General features: G+C 66.6%; 11 protein-coding genes, 2 rRNA genes and 1 riboswitch (1 of these 14 running past the window's edge). Of the genes, 2 read left to right on the top strand and 11 right to left on the bottom strand.

Annotated elements, in window-relative coordinates:
• Positions 1-19: 19 nt before the first annotated feature.
• The 6 genes from OHA21_RS41560 to OHA21_RS41535 form a co-directional block, all read right to left on the bottom strand.
• Complete coding sequence (locus OHA21_RS41560; protein ID WP_328464708.1) at positions 20-931, bottom strand: ABC transporter substrate-binding protein; 912 nt, start codon at positions 929-931, stop codon at positions 20-22.
• A complete protein-coding gene (locus tag OHA21_RS41555; protein WP_328478881.1) occupies positions 928-2,802 on the bottom strand; it encodes a putative bifunctional diguanylate cyclase/phosphodiesterase in 1,875 nt (624 codons plus the stop codon). The genes OHA21_RS41560 and OHA21_RS41555 overlap by 4 nt, the downstream gene beginning before the upstream one ends.
• Before the next feature lie 144 nt (positions 2,803-2,946).
• Entirely contained in the window at positions 2,947-3,825 is an 879-nt protein-coding gene (locus OHA21_RS41550; protein WP_328464706.1) for an NmrA family NAD(P)-binding protein, read from the bottom strand.
• Between the two features lie 36 nt (positions 3,826-3,861).
• A complete protein-coding gene (locus OHA21_RS41545; protein ID WP_328464704.1) occupies positions 3,862-4,641 on the bottom strand; it encodes an ATP-binding cassette domain-containing protein in 780 nt (259 codons plus the stop codon).
• Positions 4,638-5,651, bottom strand: a complete 1,014-nt coding sequence (locus OHA21_RS41540) for an ABC transporter permease (protein ID WP_328464702.1) — start codon at positions 5,649-5,651, stop codon at positions 4,638-4,640. Before OHA21_RS41540 ends, OHA21_RS41545 begins: the two co-directional genes overlap by 4 nt.
• 3 nt (positions 5,652-5,654) lie before the next feature.
• On the bottom strand, positions 5,655-6,686 hold the full coding sequence (locus OHA21_RS41535) for a substrate-binding domain-containing protein (protein ID WP_328464700.1): 1,032 nt from the start codon (positions 6,684-6,686) through the stop codon (positions 5,655-5,657).
• Between the two features lie 109 nt (positions 6,687-6,795).
• Between OHA21_RS41535 and OHA21_RS41530 the strand changes: the two genes are divergently transcribed.
• Entirely contained in the window at positions 6,796-7,797 is a 1,002-nt protein-coding gene (locus OHA21_RS41530) for a LacI family DNA-binding transcriptional regulator (RefSeq protein WP_328464698.1), read from the top strand.
• Here OHA21_RS41530 and OHA21_RS41525 read toward each other — a convergent pair.
• Entirely contained in the window at positions 7,776-9,932 is a 2,157-nt protein-coding gene (locus OHA21_RS41525; RefSeq protein ID WP_328464696.1) for a discoidin domain-containing protein, read from the bottom strand. The genes OHA21_RS41530 and OHA21_RS41525 overlap by 22 nt on opposite strands.
• Positions 9,933-10,190: 258 nt before the next feature.
• Between OHA21_RS41525 and OHA21_RS41520 the strand changes: the two genes are divergently transcribed.
• Entirely contained in the window at positions 10,191-10,694 is a 504-nt protein-coding gene (locus OHA21_RS41520) for a metallophosphoesterase family protein (protein ID WP_328464694.1), read from the top strand.
• Positions 10,695-10,729: 35 nt separating this feature from the next.
• On the opposite strand, the gene OHA21_RS41515 is transcribed toward OHA21_RS41520, so the two are convergent.
• From OHA21_RS41515 to OHA21_RS41500, 4 genes are all read right to left on the bottom strand, one after another.
• Positions 10,730-12,154 (bottom strand): glycine hydroxymethyltransferase, encoded by a 1,425-nt coding sequence (locus tag OHA21_RS41515; protein ID WP_328464692.1) that lies wholly within the window; start codon positions 12,152-12,154, stop codon positions 10,730-10,732.
• 20 nt (positions 12,155-12,174) lie between these two features.
• Positions 12,175-12,265, bottom strand: a riboswitch (ZMP/ZTP riboswitch).
• 40 nt (positions 12,266-12,305) lie between these two features.
• Positions 12,306-12,950, bottom strand: a complete 645-nt coding sequence (locus OHA21_RS41510; protein ID WP_328464690.1) for a hypothetical protein — start codon at positions 12,948-12,950, stop codon at positions 12,306-12,308.
• A gap of 156 nt (positions 12,951-13,106) precedes the next feature.
• Positions 13,107-13,223 (bottom strand): 5S ribosomal RNA (gene rrf, locus OHA21_RS41505).
• 115 nt (positions 13,224-13,338) lie between these two features.
• Positions 13,339-16,141: ribosomal RNA gene (locus OHA21_RS41500) — 23S ribosomal RNA — on the bottom strand; it runs 307 nt beyond the window's last position.

Here is a 16,141-nt window from a genome sequence, read left to right as displayed (position 1 = left end):
TACTACACGCGTGTGTAGTTCAGATAGTCGTCGATTTCCCGTTGATCGTCGCCGCCGGAACCGCACTCGACGAGAGATCCCAGCGGGCCAGCAGCTCGCCGTAGGTGCCCGACTCGATCAACCGCTGCAGCGCCGCCCGCAGGCAGTCCCGCAGCGCGGTGTTGTCCTTGGCGACCGCGATGCCGAACAGGCCGGACTCGTACTGCTCGTCCGACGCGAGCTGGTAGAAGGCGCTGGTCCGCGAGTCGTTGACCAGGTACGTCGCCGGCGGGAAGTCGATCAGCACAGCCGCCGCCCGGCCGGTGCGCAGCAGCACCAGGGCGTCCGCGTTCGTCGGGTGCGCGTCGATGACGATCGGCCGGTCCCCGCAGCTCTTCTGCAGGCCCTGCAGCATCTCCTCCTGGTAGGTGCCGTGCTCGGTGGCCACGGTCCGGCCGCAGAGGTCCGCGAGGTCGGCGATGTGCAGCGGGTTTCCGCGCTGGACCACGATCGACGTACCGGTGCTGAGGTAGTTGACGAAGTCGGCCTTCGCCTGCCGCTCGGTGGTGTCGGTCATCGACGAGAGCACCCCGTCGTACGTTCCGGCGCCCACCTCGTCCAGGGCGGTGCTGAACGTGCCGACCACCATCTCGGTGCGGATGCCGAGAACCTCACCGAGGGCGGCGGCCAGGTCGGGTTCGAAGCCGATGATCGTACGGCCGTCGGCGGCGAAATACTCCATCGGCGCGTAACTGGCGTCGGTGACGAGCCGGATCGAACCGCGCGCCCGGACCGCCTGGGGCAGCTGGTCGTGCAGCGTCCGGTCGACCGTCACCGCGCCGATCGCGTCCAGCGCGCCGGCCGGCGCGGGTTCCTTCGCCGTGCTGCAGCCGCCGACCGCCAGCATCAGGACCGCGCCGGTCACGGCCACGGTCCGCCGGATGAAGCTCATCTGCCAACTCCCTCAGTGATCGAAATCTGGGTCCAGGGCGCCGGGCGGCCGAAGAGATAGCCCTGCGCTTCGTCGCAGCCGGCGGCGGCGAGCCACCGGCTGATCTCGTCGGTCTCCACGCCCTCGGCGGTGGCCCGGCTGCCGAGGCCGTGCGCCAGCTCGATCACCGACCGGACGATCGCCTGGCTCTGCGGGTCGCGTTCCACATCGGAGACGAACGCACGATCGATCTTGATCTCGGTGATCGGCAGGCCGCGCAGGTGTGCCAGGCTGGTGTAGCCGGTGCCGAAGTCGTCGACCGAGATGCCGACGCCCAGCTCACCCAGCTGCATGACGGCGCGGACCACGCTGCCGGTGTCGGCGGCCAGCGCGGTTTCGGTGATCTCCAGAATCAGCCGGTGCGGCGGCGTGCCGGTCGCCGCGAGCGCGTCCCGCACCGACTCCGGGAAGCCGGCCATCTCGAGGTTGCGGGCCGAGACGTTCACCGAGAGCGCCCAGTCCCGGCCCGCCGCGGTCCAGTCGGCCTGGTCCGCGAGCGCGCGGCGCAACACCCACTCGGTGAGCGGCACGATCAATCCGGAATGCTCCGCGGCCGGCAGGAACTCACCCGGCGGCAGCAGGCCACGCTGCGGGTGCTGCCAGCGTACGAGTGCCTCGACCCCACGGATCTCACCGGCCGGGAGATCCACCTTCGGCTGGTAGTAGAGAACCAGCTCGTCGCGTTCCAGCGCGTGCCGCAGCTCGGCCTGGACCACCAGCCACTGATGCGGATGACCGGTCTGCCCGCCGGCGTAGACCACGACGTCCGCGGCGCCCCGCTTCCCCTGGTACATCGCCGAGTCCGCACGCTGCTTCAGGTCGTGCAGGATCACCCCGTGCTCGGGGTAGAGCGAGACACCGAAGCTCGCCTCGATGGAGAGCGGCACACCGTCGAGCACCATTTCGTCGGACACCCGGTCGCATATCTTCTCCAGCAGCGCCACCGCCTCGTCCCGGTCACGATCCGGCAGCAGCAGGGCGAACTCGTCGCCGCCCAGCCGGGCCAGAATGTCGTCCGGGCCGAGACAGGCCTGCATCCGGGTGGAGACCACTCGCAGCAGCTCGTCGCCGGCGTGGTGCCCGAGGGTGTCGTTGACCTCTTTGAACCGGTTGAGGTCGGCGAGGACCACGGCGCCGCGGCCACCGGCACGGTCGGCCGCCCGCAGCACCACCTCGGCGCGGGCCCGGAAGTCCGCCCGGTTCGGCAGCCCGGTCAGCCCGTCATGGGTGGCCTGGTACTCCTGACGCGCGGCGTACCGGCTCAGCGACCGCGTGGTCCACCAGGCGAGCAGAGCCAGGACCAGGTAGAGCGCGGTCAGCGCGCCACCGATCCGCCACCACGCCCGGTTCACCTGGGCATGGATCTGATCGGCGATCGGCTGGTACGGCAGGTACAGCTCGAGCACCCCGACCGACTGCCCGGACGCGCTCGCGACCAGCGGCTGCAGCACCCGGATCACGTCGGCGCCACCACCGATCACCCGGGCCCGGGACTCGCCGGCCGAGGCGGCCCGGAAGTCCGGGTCCGAGGCCGGTACGCCACCGCTGGTGGTCCCGTCGTCGGAGAAGACCACCCGCCCGCTGAAGGACCGCAATCGCAGCCGCAGCACCGAACCACGGAACACGGCGTGCTCGGTGGCGTCCCGCATCCCGTCGAGCTGAGCCGTGGTCAGGCCCTCGGTGAGCCCCTCGCTGGGCGCGGTCTCCCCGCTGTTGAGGGCGGGCGTGATCGCCATCTCGGCGATGACCGCGGCCTGCGCCAGCCCCTGGGCGCGGCCCTGCTCGGCTGCGTCGGACTCGTATCCCTGCAGCATCACCGCGCCCAATGCCATCACGGGCACCAGGCTGGCCGCGGCATACGTCGCGAACAGGCGACGGGTGCTGGTCCGAGCACGCGGGCGCCGGTGGGCGCGGCCAAACAACATGCGGGACTGATCGACCCAGCGTGCTCCGGCTTGAGGGGTTCCGCCGCGCGGTCAGTCCCGGAGTAGCGGCACCAGCGTCCCGGCGACCCACTCGGCCAGCGTTGTGGGCGTGGTCGTCACCGGTGTCCGCACCTGTTCCGGCTCGAACCCGTCCCTCGTCCCGGCGGTCATCCCGACCAGACCCGCCACGGCCGGCTCCGGCAGACCGGCCTGCCGCAGCCCACCGGCCATCGCCTCGTCGGAGATCACCGACAGGCTCACCTTGTCACCGGTCGCCGCCGAGACGATCGCGGCCACCTCGGCCCAGCTCAGATCGGCCGGCCCGTGCACGGCCTGGATCACCGTCCCGGACCAGCCGCGTGCCAGCAACCGGACCGCCGCGACCTCGCCCACGTCACGCGGGTCGACCCAGGCCAGCGGCCGGTCCTCCGGCATCGTCGTGGTGAGCCGGCCGTCCCGCAGCTCGTCGAGGTTGCCCAGCAGGTTCGTGAAGTAGTAGCCGTTGCGCAGGATCGTCACGTCCGCCCCGGTCGCGGTGAACTCCTCCTCGGCCCGGGCCAGCCCGTCGATCAGCCCGGCCCCGTGCCGGCGTTCCGCCCCGACGCTGCTGATCACCACCACCCGCCGTACGCCGGCGGCCCGTGCCGCGGCGGCCCCATTCCGGACGACTGTGGCCATCTCAGCCAGTGGGTCGGCGGCGGTGAGGTCCTCCGGCGTCACCCACAGCAGCGCATCCAGCCCGGCGACCGCGGACTCGACGAACGCGGCGTCGCGCAGGTCGCCGCGCGCCACGTCGACCGATGCGGCCAGGCCGGGTGGAAGCTTCGCGGGATCCCGGACCAGCACGCGCGGGCGTTCACCGGCCTGCACCAGCAGGCGTACGGCCCGTGCACCGACGTTTCCGGTTGCTCCTGTCACCCCGATGGTCATGTCTTCTGATTACCCGGAACGGCGCTCTACGCGTACCTATGCCGGGGTTTTCTCCTGAGGCGGCGCAGCCGCTCCGGTCATGATGGCGACCGCTTCGGACATGGAATGCGATTCCGGGGTGATCACCGCGACCCGGCGGCCCAGCCGCTGGATGTGGATACGGTCGGCGACCTCGAAGACGTGCGGCATGTTGTGGCTGATCAGGATGACCGGCAGGCCGCGGTCGCGGACGTCGCGGATCAGCTGGAGCACCCGGTTGCCCTCCTTGACGCCGAGCGCGGCGGTGGGCTCGTCGAGGATCACCACCTTGCTGCCGAAGGCGGCGGACCGGGCCACCGCGACCGCCTGCCGCTGACCGCCGGAGAGCGACTCGACGGCCTGGCCGATGTTCTGCAGGGTGGCGACGCCGAGTTCGCTCATGTGCCGGGCGGCCTCCTCGCGCATCCGCTTGCGGTCCAGCATCCGGAACACCGATCCCAGCGGGCCGGACCGCCGCTCCTCCCGCCCGAGGAACAGGTTGTCCGCGATGTCCAGGCCCGGAGCGACCGCGAGGGTCTGGTAGACGGTCTCGATGCCGGCCGACCGGGCGTCCATCGGGTTGCGGAAGTGCACCCGTTCGCCGTCCAGCAGGATCTCGCCGCTGTCCGGGATCAGCGCGCCGGAGAGCGCCTTGATCAGGCTGGACTTGCCGGCGCCGTTGTCGCCGATCACCGCGAGGATCTCGCCGGGGTAGAGCTCGAGGTCGCTGCCGTCGATCGCGACGACCCGGCCGTACCGCTTGCTGAGCCCCTTCGCCTGCAACACCGGAGTCGTCACGTTTTCACCTTCCTGATCCACTGGTCCAGGGAGACGGCGATGAGCACGAGCAGACCGATCGCGAAGCCCTGCCAGACCACCTCGACGCCGCTGAGCTGCAGGCCGTTGCGGAAGACACCGACGATGAGCGCTCCGATCAGGGTGCCGATCACGCCGCCGCGGCCGCCGAAGAGGCTGGTCCCGCCGAGCACCACCGCGGTGATCGAGTCGAGGTTGTACTCGGTGCCGACGTTCGGGCTGGCCGAGGCGAGCCGTCCGATGAGGATCCAGCCCGCGATCGCGTAGAGCAGGCCCGCCACGGTGTAGACCGAGAAGAGCACCCGGCCGGTACGGATACCCGCGAGCCGCGCCGCCTCCACGTCGTCACCGGTCGCGTAGACGTGCTTGCCCCACGCCGTCGAGCTCAGCGCGTAGGCGAAGAAGCCGAACAGCAGCAGCATGATGATCGAGCCGTAGCTGAGCCGGAAGGAGCCGATCGGGATCGACTCGCCGGTCCACGTCATCAGGCCGGGCATGTCCGTTCCGCGTACCGTCTCGCTGTTGCTGACCACCGAATTGAGCGAGAAGAAGATGGTCAGCGTGCCGAGCGTGACGATGAACGGCGGCAGTTTGATCCGGGTGACCAGGGCGCCGTTGATCGCGCCCATCGCCGTGCCGCACGCGAAGCCGAGCAGCAGCGCGATCGGGCCGGGCATGCCGGCGTCGGTGCAGAAGAGCGCCATCAGGATCGACGAGAAGACCGCGATCGCGCCGGCCGACAGGTCGATGCCGGCGGTCAGGATGATCAGCGTCTGCCCGAGCGCCAGCGTGGCGATGACGGTCACCTGGAGGAGCACCAGGGAGAGGTTCGCGGCGGAGAAGAACCGGGCGTTGACGATCGAGAACGCGATGATCGCCACGAGCAGCACGGCCAGCGGCCCGAGGACCGGGTTGCCGTGCAACAGGTGCTGCACGCGCAGCCCGAACGAGTCGTGCTGTTTGACCTCGAAGTCCGCGGTGGTGGTCGCCATCGGTTACCCCCAGCAGTTCTGCTTGCCCCACGCGGAGTCCTTCGCCTCCACGCCGGCCTGCGGGTCGTCGGTGATCAGCTGTACGCCGGTGTCCACGAAGTTCTTGCCGGCGGTGTTCTGCGGCCGGGTGCCGTCCTTCGCGTACTGCGCGATCGCGGCGACCCCCAGCTCGGCCATCCGGATCGGGAACTGCATCGAGGTAGCGCCGATCACCCCGTTGGCCACGTTGTCGACACCCGGGCAGCCGCCGTCGACCGAGACGATCGTGACGTCCCGTTCCTTGCCGGCCGCCTTGAGCGCCTCGTACGCCCCCGCCGCAGCCGGCTCGTTGATGGTGTAGACCAGGTTGATCGACGAATCCTTCTGCAACAGGTTCTCCATCGCGGTACGCCCACCCTCCTCGTTGCCGTCGGTCACGTCGTGCCCGGCGATCCGTGGGTCGTTCTCGTCGCCGATCCGGCCGGGGTCGCCGATGTCGATCCCGAATCCCTCCAGGAAGCCCTGGTCGCGCTGCACGTCCACGGAGACCTGGTTGGCGTTGAGGTCGAGCATGGCGATCTTGGCGTTGCCACTGTCCCGGCCGAACTTCGCCTTCGCCCACTGACCGATCAGCCGGCCGGCCTCGAAGTTGTCGGTGGCGAACGTGGCGTCCGCGGCATCGGCCGGTTCGACCGGGGTGTCCAGCGCGATGACCAGCATCTCCGCCTCGTGCGCCCGGTCGATGGCCGGCACGATCGCCTTCGAGTCGTTCGGCGTGATCAGGAAACCCTTGGCGCCGAACGAGATCAGGTTCTCGATCGCCAGCACCTGCGCCTCGTTGTCGCCGTCCACCTTCCCGGCGAAGGTCTGCAGGTCGACGTCGAGCTGATCGGCGGATTTCTGCGCGCCCTGCTTCATCGTCACGAAGAACGGGTTCGTGTCGGTCTTCGTGATCAGACCGACGACCTCCTCGTTTCCGCCCCGGTTGCAGGCGGCGCCGGCGAGGGCCAGGAGCAGGCAACCCGCGGCGGCAACGAGCCTGGATGGCTGGCGCATGTCTCCTCCGGACATCGAGAGACAACGTTGTCTTGGAGTAGACGCCCGTGTTTTGTACGTGTCAACAATGAGTTTCCAGCTAATTGCTGTCCGTGCTGGAGGTTCCGACATGTCCGGAAAACCGACCATGAACGACGTGGCCCGCGCCGCCGGAGTGAGCCTGAAGACCGTGTCCCGGGTGGTCAACGGCGAGCCCACCGTCGCGCCCGACCTTGCGGATCGGGTGCGGGCGGCGGTCGAGTCCCTCGACTACCGGCCGCATCTCGGCGCCAGCATGCTGCGGCGCAACGATCGGCGTACCCGGACCATCGGGGTGCTCCTGGAGGACGTCGCGAACCCGTTCTCGGCCGCCCTGCACCGGTCGATCGAGGATGCGGCGCACGGCCGCGGGGTGCACGTGCTCACCGGGAGCCTCGACGAGGACGACCGCCGGGAACGCGAGCTGACCCGCGCGTTCCGGCAGCGGCAGACCGACGGTCTGATCGTGGCACCGGCCGCTTCTGATCAGTCTTACCTGAGTCGGTTCACCGGTACGCCGATCGTCTTCGTGGATCGGCGGCCGTCCGGCTTCGAGGCCGACACGGTGGTCTCCACCAACGTCGCCGGTGCTGCCGGAGCCGTCCGGCACCTCGTCGCGCACGGCCATCGCCGCATCGCCTTCCTCGGCGACCACCAGCGGATAGCCACCGCGCGCGACCGGTTCCGGGGATACCTGCAGGCGCTCGGGCACCGACCCGGCCCGGTGCTGCACGACATTCACGGCGAGGCCGCGGCGGAACGCGCAACGCTGACCCTGCTGCGCCGCGCCGATGCACCCACCGCCCTCTTCACGAGTCAGAATCTGATCACCATCGGCGCGGTCCGCGCGCTGCGCCGGCTCGGGCTGCACCGCGAGGTCGCGCTGGTCGGCTTCGACGACTTCCCGCTCGCCGATCTCCTCGACCCGGCGGTGACCGTGGTCGCGCAGCACCCGGTGCGAATCGGCCACGCGGCTGCCGGTGTGCTCTTCGAGCGCATCGACGGCTACGACGGCCCACCGCGCGAGATCAAGGTGGCGACCACCCTGATCCCGCGCGGCAGTGGGGAGATCTACGGGAAGTTGACCACGTAGGACGGAACTGTCGCGGTCCCCTGCGCCGGCCCACCGGTCGTGTTGACCACGTGGTCGATCACGCCGTTGCCACCGAGTGACACCGTGAGCAGGTTGTGCAGCCGCACCCCGGACTTGACCGGAACCTCGAAGCCGCGGTCCGCGTGGATCGACGGGTTGACGTTGAAGTAGCAGTAGCTGCCCATCGCCCACGCCTCGTGCGTGTTCACCGAGTCGGCCACCTTGTAGGCCGCGTACCCGTTCGCCCCGGTCCGCCAGGCCGCCTGGGTCGGCGGGTCGTACGGCATCTCGTTCTGGAAGAAGTAGGTCCGGCCGCCGTTGCCGTTCCAGATCACCTGGTACTTCTGGTAGTGCTCGACGAACAGCCCGTACGCCGTCACGTCGTTGCCGTTGACGATCAGACCGTGGTCACCGATCGCCGTGTTCCAGGCGTAGGTGCCCGCGTTGCCGTGGTCGGCCCGCCACGCCCAGATGTGGTCGATGATCACGTTGTTGCTGTTCACCAGCAGGCTGTTGGTGGCCTTTCCGGCGATGTAACCGCCGACCCGGAGGAACACGTCCTGCACCGAAGACGGGTTGGCCGCGTGGTTCGCCGACGATCCGCTCTGACCCATGACCAGCAGGTTCGGCGACAGGGTGGTGCCCGCGTCGAAGAGGATGCCGGCCACCTTCACACCGTCCACATCGGCCACCTGCATGGCCGTGATGCCGTTCATCGGGATGATCGTCGCGTAGCCCAGGCCGAGCACGACGGTGTTGGCCCGGTTCACGTTGATCGTCTGGTCGATCTGGTAGATGCCCGGCGTGAAGAGCAGGTTCAGCCCCTGGGCCAAGGCCTGGTTGATCCGCGCCGCCGAGTCACCCGGCTTGGCCACGTAGAACTGGGAGAGCGGGATGGTCGTGCCCGGCGTGTTGCCGTTCGCCCAGGAGATGCCGGTGGAGTTCGTCCGCAGCGACGGCACGAAGACACCGCCGTCGTAGAGGTACGGCTTCTCCCGGATCACCGGCGTGTTCGCAATCGTGGTGTACGGCGGGTTCGGGTAGCCGGCCGCCGACGGAGCACCCTGCACCCCGACGAACGCCTGGTTCCACACGCCGTTGGTGTTCGAGGCGATCTGGCTGTTCCGGGTCAGCCACTGCTGCTGCGAGTACTGCCCGAGACTGCCGCTGATCCGTGAGTCGGCGACGTAGCCGCCGGACGCCCAGCCGTAGCCGTTCGGCGCCAGGTTCAGGTTGCCGTGGATGTCCATCCGGCGGAACGGCGCCGCCTGTGAGACCGCCCAGCGGTTGGTGCCGTTCACCGGGTAGACCGACAGGTTCTCGGTGGACCGCCAGAAGTTCTGGGTGGCGTTGCCCTGGAACCAGCCGGCGTCGACGGTGATGTCACCGTTGATCCGTACGTCCTGCGGGTTCTGCCCGAGACCGACCACCGAGGTGTAGAAGCCGACCTGGATGTTCAGCCCGTTGTAGGTGCCCGGCTTGAACGCCAGCACCCACCGGCCGGTGCCGAACTGGGCGGTCTCCTGCTGCCGGAAGATCTCGTCGGCCCGGGCCTGGATGGACGCGCTCGACATCGACGGGTCGAAGACCACCACGTTGGCGCCGAGGCTGCCACCGCCGGGAATCGTCGGGCCGGTGCCGCCACCGTCGTCACCGAAGACCTTGAACTCCCAGAGTGAGTAGCCGTAGCCGGTGGTGCGCTGGGTGCCGTACATCCGCACGTACCGGCCGGTGCCGTTGACCGTGAGGTTCTGGTTCCCGCCGGTTGCCGTGGTGGTCGAGTAGATCGAGTTCCAGCTGGTCCCGTTGTCGGACACCTGGATCTGGAAGGCCCTGGCAGCCGCGGTCTCCCAGCTGAGCTCCACCCGGGAGACGGCCTTGCTGGTGCCCAGGTCGACCTGCAGCCATTGCGGATCGGAGAAGGCCGACGACCAGCGGGTGCCGGCGTTGCCGTCGACCGCCTCGGATGCCGCGTACGCGCCGGACGCCTCGGTGGAGGAGGCGGTGGCCGGCCTGCCTTGGGACAGGAGCACCTCGGCGGCTGCGGCGCCGCTCGCGGTGATCGAGGTGAACCCGGCCACCAGTACGGCGACCAGGCCACCGGCGGCGGCGAGCCGCCAGGGGGAGCGTCTCATTGCTTCTCCTTGGGAACGGTAAGGCTTCCTAGGGAGCACCTTGGAGAGCGCTCCCCGGCCGAACCGTAAGGAGGAGCACGAATTGATGTCCATAGTTCGCAACAGTTCCGGAACCTGACCGTCATCTGGCGCCGAATCCCTGCTCAGCCGGGACCACCAGCGCGTTCACACGTTGATAACAGCGAATCCGGAACCGGTTCCGGCGTGGCGTGCAACAACGCCCACGGCACCCAGACCGCAACAATTAGGATCGATCGCATGCGTCTTGTCCTGATCAGCGACACGCACGTCCCGAAGCGCGCCCGCGACCTGCCGGCCCCACTGTGGGCCGCGATCGACGCCGCCGACGTGGTGATCCACGCCGGCGACTGGGTGGTCGTGGATCTCCTCGATCAGCTGGAGGCCCGCTCGGCCCGGTTGATCGGTTGCTACGGCAACAACGACGGCCCGGCGCTGCGCAAGCGCCTGCCGGAAGTCGCGCATGCCACATTGGAGGGCGTACGGTTCGCCGTCATCCACGAGACCGGGCCGTCCGGTGGACGCGAGAAACGCTGTGCCGAACGCTTCCCGGACGTGGACGTACTGGTCTTCGGCCACTCCCACATTCCCTGGGACACGACGACCGACTCCGGCCTGCGGCTGCTCAACCCCGGCTCCCCGACCGACCGGCGGCGCCAGCCCTACGCCACGTACCTCACGACCGAGGTCGCCGCCGGCACCCTGACCGACGTGACTCTGCACAGACTGCCGCCCCGGAAGTGATCCGTTGATCTCTCCGGGGCGGCGATTGCGAACGATCAGCCGAGGTCGACGCTCGGGTACAGCGGGAACGGCGCCAGCAGCTCGGACGCCTGCTTGCTGATCCGGTCCGCGAGGGCCGGGTCGAGGGTGAACTTCGCCTTGGACCCCTCGGCCGGGCTGGTGTTGGCCAGCACGGTGTGGATCAGCTCGGCGATCTGGTCCATCTCCGCGGTGCCGAGACCACGGCTGGTCAGCGCCGGGGTGCCGATCCGGATGCCGGAGGTGTACCAGGCCCCGTTCGGGTCCTGCGGGATCGCGTTGCGGTTGGTGACGATGCCGCTGTCCAGCAGGGCCTGCTCGGCCTGACGGCCGGTGATGCCGAACGGGTGCACGTCGAGCAGCACCAGGTGGTTGTCGGTGCCGCCGGAGACCAGCTGCACGCCCCGCTTCGCCAGGCCCTCGGCGAGCGCCTGGCTGTTCGTGACGATCTGCTGGGCGTAGGTCGCGAACTCCGGCCGGCGGGCCTCGGCGAACGCGATCGCCTTGGCGGCCATCACGTGCGGCAGCGGGCCACCGAGCACCATCGGGCAGCCGCGGTCGACCTGCGACGAGAGCTCCGGCTGGCAGAACACCGCGCCACCGCGCGGGCCGCGCAGGCTCTTGTGCGTGGTGGTCGTGACGATGTGCGCGTGCGGGATCGGGTTGTAGTCGCCGGTGAACACCCCACCCGCGACCAGGCCGGCGAAGTGCGCCATGTCGACCATGAAGGTGGCGCCGACCTCGTCGGCGATCTCGCGCATCTTCGCGAAGTTCACCTTCCGGGGGTACGCCGAGTAGCCGCCCACGATCACCGCGGGCTTGAACTCGCGTGCCGACTCCAGCAGCGCCGCGTAGTCGATCTGCCCGGTCGCCGAGTCGACGCCGTAGCTGCGCTGGTCGAACATCTTGCCGGAGATGTTCGGCCGGAACCCGTGGGTCAGGTGACCGCCGGCGTCCAGCGACATGCCGAGCAGCCGCTGGTTGCCGAAGGCCTGCCGCAGCTCGGCCCACTCGGCGTCGGTCAGGTCGTTGATCTGCCGCTTCTCGAACTTCTTCAGGAACGGCACCTCGACGCGGTCGGCCAGAATCGCCCAGTAGGCGACCAGGTTCGCATCAATGCCGGAGTGCGGCTGCACGTACGCATAGGGCGCGCCGAACAGCGCCTTGGCGTGCTCGACAGCGACGGACTCGACGGTGTCGACGTTCTGGCAGCCGGCGTAGAAACGACGGCCGATGGTGCCCTCCGCATACTTGTCGGAGAGCCAGTTACCCATGGCGAGCAGCACAGCCGGGGAAGCGTAGTTCTCACTCGCGATCAGCTTCAGCGACTCACGCTGGTCGGTCAGTTCCTTGGCGATCGCATCCGCAATACGCGGCTCGACGGAACGGACCACCTCGAGGGCGGAGCGGAAAGCAGTGGATTCGGCGTTCAACTCTGACATGGGACCTCCCTATCACGTAGTGAAGAGGCCCAGGCGCACGGCAAGTCGTCGTCTCGACGGAGCCGCTCCCCGATGGTCAACCATCCGAACGCGCCAGTCACGGCCCGCACGCCAGCATACCGACGCGGTCCGGTGACGGCACACCCAATCCCTACTCGTAACAGTCCTGGTCACGCAGCTGCAGGTTCATGTGCACGACCTCGTCCTCGGCGATCGTGATGTTGTAGACAGCCTTGCTGTTGCCCGGAACCTTCACCCAACCGCGGCCGTCCTCCCCGGGACCGGTGAGGACATCCCAGTCCGAGTACGCCTTCTTCACAGCGGCGAGGCTGCTGCCGAGCTTGATGCCTTCCGGAGTAGCCACGCCCCGGTACGCGGTGAACGACACCAGACCCTTGTCGCCGTTGAAGAACACCGCAGCATCAGAGTCGCCGGAGGACTTGGGGTAGTAGTTCGAGTTGCAGCCCTGAACCTCTGCCGCCGGGTCGTCGGAAACCAGCAGGCCGGTCTTCTTCGCCGCGGTGAAGGACATGCCGAGCTTCAGCGCGCCCAGGCCGTCGGGGCCGAGCACTGAGGAGGCCTTCGGCTTCGGCGGCCTCGTGGTGGTCGTCACCGGCGGGTCCGTCGACGGCGCCGCCGACGGTGACTCGGTGACCGCGGCCGGCGTCGGCGCCGAACGGGAGACCGCTCCGCCGACCGGTGCTGCGGCACCGTCCAACGACTCCGGGGACTCGGTGCAACCGGTGATCAACGTCAGGCCGGCCACCGCAGCCAGAACCAGAACTGTGCGTCGCATGCTTTGCCTCTCCTCGAACTCTCATCGCTGTCACTAGGTGCGATGCGTCCCTCACGACGTTGGTTCGCGGATCCAGGTCACGGAACGGTAACGAGTCCGGTACGGGGCAAAAAGAAAGGCCCACCCCGGTCGGGGTGGGCCTTTCTGTCACGTTGAGTCCGGCGGCGTCCTACTCTCCCACACCCTCCCGAGTGCAGTACCATCGGCGCTGGCGGGCTTAGCTACCGGGTTCGGAATGTAACCGGGCGTTTCCCCACCGCTATGACCACCGAAACAACTATCAGCGAAACGCTAACCAGCAACCCGTGCCGGCCTTTTGAGGCCGAACAACCGGGGTGGTTGTTCGTTTGCTGTGAATCACACAGTGGACGCAAGCAGAAAATTTAGGGTGGTTAAGCCCTCGGCCTATTAGTACCGGTCAACTCAACACGTTACCGTGCTTACATTTCCGGCCTATCAACCCAGTCGTCTAGCTGGGAGCCTTACCCACTCAAGGTGGTGGGATACCTCATCTCGAAGCGAGCTTCCCGCTTAGATGCTTTCAGCGGTTATCCCTTCCGAACGTAGCCAACCAGCCGTGCCCTTGGCAGAACAACTGGCACACCAGAGGTTCGTCCGTCCCGGTCCTCTCGTACTAGGGACAGCCCTTCTCAAGTATCCAACGCGCACGGCGGATAGGGACCGAACTGTCTCACGACGTTCTAAACCCAGCTCGCGTACCGCTTTAATGGGCGAACAGCCCAACCCTTGGGACCTGCTACAGCCCCAGGATGCGACGAGCCGACATCGAGGTGCCAAACCATCCCGTCGATATGGACTCTTGGGGAAGATCAGCCTGTTATCCCCGGGGTACCTTTTATCCGTTGAGCGACACCGCTTCCACACGCAAGTGCCGGATCACTAGTCCCGACTTTCGTCCCTGCTCGACCCGTCAGTCTCACAGTCAAGCTCCCTTGTGCACTTACACTCAACACCTGATTGCCAACCAGGCTGAGGGAACCTTTGGGCGCCTCCGTTACCCTTTAGGAGGCAACCGCCCCAGTTAAACTACCCACCAGACACTGTCCCTCGACCCGATCAGGGCCGCAAGTTAGATACCCAAACCCAACAGAGTGGTATTTCAACAACGCCTCCACCCGAACTGGCGTCCGAGCTTCACCGGCTCCCACCTATCCTACACAATTAAATTCAGATACCAATGTCAAGCTATAGTAAAGGTCCCGGGGTCTTTCCGTCCTGCCGCGCGTAACGAGCATCTTTACTCGTACTGCAATTTCGCCGGGCCTGTGGTTGAGACAGTGGGGAAGTCGTTACGCCATTCGTGCAGGTCGGAACTTACCCGACAAGGAATTTCGCTACCTTAGGATGGTTATAGTTACCACCGCCGTTTACTGGCGCTTAAGTTCTCCGCTTCGCCCCGAAGAGCTAACAGGTCCCCTTAACGTTCCAGCACCGGGCAGGCGTCAGTCCATATACATCGTCTTACGACTTGGCATGGACCTGTGTTTTTAGTAAACAGTCGCTTCCCCCTGCTCTCTGCGGCCATACCACGCTCCACCCGCACGGGGCTTCACGCGTCCGGCCCCCCTTCTCCCTAAGTTACGGGGGCAATTTGCCGAGTTCCTTAACCACAGTTCACCCGTCGCCTCGGTATTCTCTACCTGACCACCTGTGTCGGTTTAGGGTACGGGCCGCTCGGAACATCGCTAGAGGCTTTTCTCGGCAGCATAGGATCAATGACTTCACCAGAACGGCTCGGCATCACGTCTCAGCCTATATGCGCCACGGATTTGCCTATGGCACGGCCTACACGCTTACCCCGGCACAACCACCGGCCGGGATCATCTACCTTCCTGCGTCACCCCATCACTAAACTACTACCACCCGAGGTCCCAGACTCCACACCCTTGACCCGAAGGTCGCCGGCGCTTTGCGTGGTTAGTACAGGAAGGTTCGTCTTGGGCGCTCCTTTGCGGGTACGGGAATATCAACCCGTTATCCATCGACTACGCCTCTCGGCCTCGCCTTAGGCCCCGACTCACCCAGGGCGGATTAGCCTGGCCCTGGAACCCTTGGTCATCCGGCGGAAGGGGTTCTCACCCTTCATTCGCTACTCATGCCTGCATTCTCACTCGTATGGCGTCCACGGCTGGATCACTCCGCCGCTTCACCCCCCATACGACGCTCCCCTACCCATCCACACACCTGGATCATTCAGTCTAGCTGAACGACCGGGTTAATGTGTGAATGCCACAGCTTCGGCGGTGTGCTTGAGCCCCGCTACATTGTCGGCGCGGAACCACTTGACCAGTGAGCTATTACGCACTCTTTAAAGGGTGGCTGCTTCTAAGCCAACCTCCTGGTTGTCCATGCGATCCCACATCCTTTTCCACTTAGCACACGCTTAGGGGCCTTAGCTGGCGATCTGGGCTGTTTCCCTCTCGACTACGAAGCTTATCCCCCGCAGTCTCACTGCCGCGCTCTCACTTACCGGCATTCGGAGTTTGGCTGATTTCAGTAAGCTTGTAGGCCCCCTAGACCATCCAGTGCTCTACCTCCGGCAAGAAACACACGACGCTGCACCTAAATGCATTTCGGGGAGAACCAGCTATCACGGAGTTTGATTGGCCTTTCACCCCTAACCACAGGTCATCCCCCAACTTTTCAACGTTGGTGGGTTCGGTCCTCCACGCAGTCTTACCCACGCTTCAACCTGCCCATGGCTAGATCACTCCGCTTCGGGTCTAGAACATGCGACTAAAAACGCCCTATTAAGACTCGCTTTCGCTACGGCTACCCCACACGGGTTAACCTCGCCACATGCCACTAACTCGCAGGCTCATTCTTCAAAAGGCACGCCATCACCCCAAAAGGCTCTGACGGATTGTAGGCGAACGGTTTCAGGTACTATTTCACTCCCCTCCCGGGGTACTTTTCACCATTCCCTCACGGTACTTGTCCGCTATCGGTCACCAGGAAGTATTCAGCCTTACCAGGTGGTCCTGGCAGATTCACAGCAGATTCTAGGAGTCCGCTGCTACTCGGGAACACCACAAAGAGGCTAGATGCTTTCGCTTACGGGGCTCTCACCCTCTACGGCCGGCTTTCCCACACCGTTCAACTAACAACTAGCTTTGTAACTCTTCACCGCACTGTCAGATACGATAAGTGGGTCCCACAACCCCGAATAC

The sequence above is a fragment of the Actinoplanes sp. NBC_00393 genome, from assembly GCF_036053395.1.
Lineage (GTDB): Bacteria > Actinomycetota > Actinomycetes > Mycobacteriales > Micromonosporaceae > Actinoplanes.
The sequence above is the reverse complement of the archived record's forward strand: the minus strand, read 5'-3'. Positions and strand labels throughout refer to the sequence as shown.

Excerpts from the sequence above, each read along its gene's own strand:
- OHA21_RS41560 (WP_328464708.1), bottom strand. The coding sequence starts at position 931 with ATGAGCTTCATCCGGCGGACCGTGGCCGTGACCGGCGCGGTCCTGATG.
- OHA21_RS41555 (WP_328478881.1), bottom strand. The coding sequence starts at position 2,802 with ATGGCATTGGGCGCGGTGATGCTGCAGGGATACGAGTCCGACGCAGCC.
- OHA21_RS41550 (WP_328464706.1), bottom strand. The coding sequence starts at position 3,825 with ATGACCATCGGGGTGACAGGAGCAACCGGAAACGTCGGTGCACGGGCC.
- OHA21_RS41540 (WP_328464702.1), bottom strand. The coding sequence starts at position 5,651 with ATGGCGACCACCACCGCGGACTTCGAGGTCAAACAGCACGACTCGTTC.
- OHA21_RS41535 (WP_328464700.1), bottom strand. The coding sequence starts at position 6,686 with ATGCGCCAGCCATCCAGGCTCGTTGCCGCCGCGGGTTGCCTGCTCCTG.
- OHA21_RS41530 (WP_328464698.1), top strand. The coding sequence starts at position 6,796 with ATGTCCGGAAAACCGACCATGAACGACGTGGCCCGCGCCGCCGGAGTG.
- OHA21_RS41525 (WP_328464696.1), bottom strand. The coding sequence starts at position 9,932 with ATGAGACGCTCCCCCTGGCGGCTCGCCGCCGCCGGTGGCCTGGTCGCC.
- OHA21_RS41520 (WP_328464694.1), top strand. The coding sequence starts at position 10,191 with ATGCGTCTTGTCCTGATCAGCGACACGCACGTCCCGAAGCGCGCCCGC.
- OHA21_RS41515 (WP_328464692.1), bottom strand. The coding sequence starts at position 12,154 with ATGTCAGAGTTGAACGCCGAATCCACTGCTTTCCGCTCCGCCCTCGAG.
- OHA21_RS41510 (WP_328464690.1), bottom strand. The coding sequence starts at position 12,950 with ATGCGACGCACAGTTCTGGTTCTGGCTGCGGTGGCCGGCCTGACGTTG.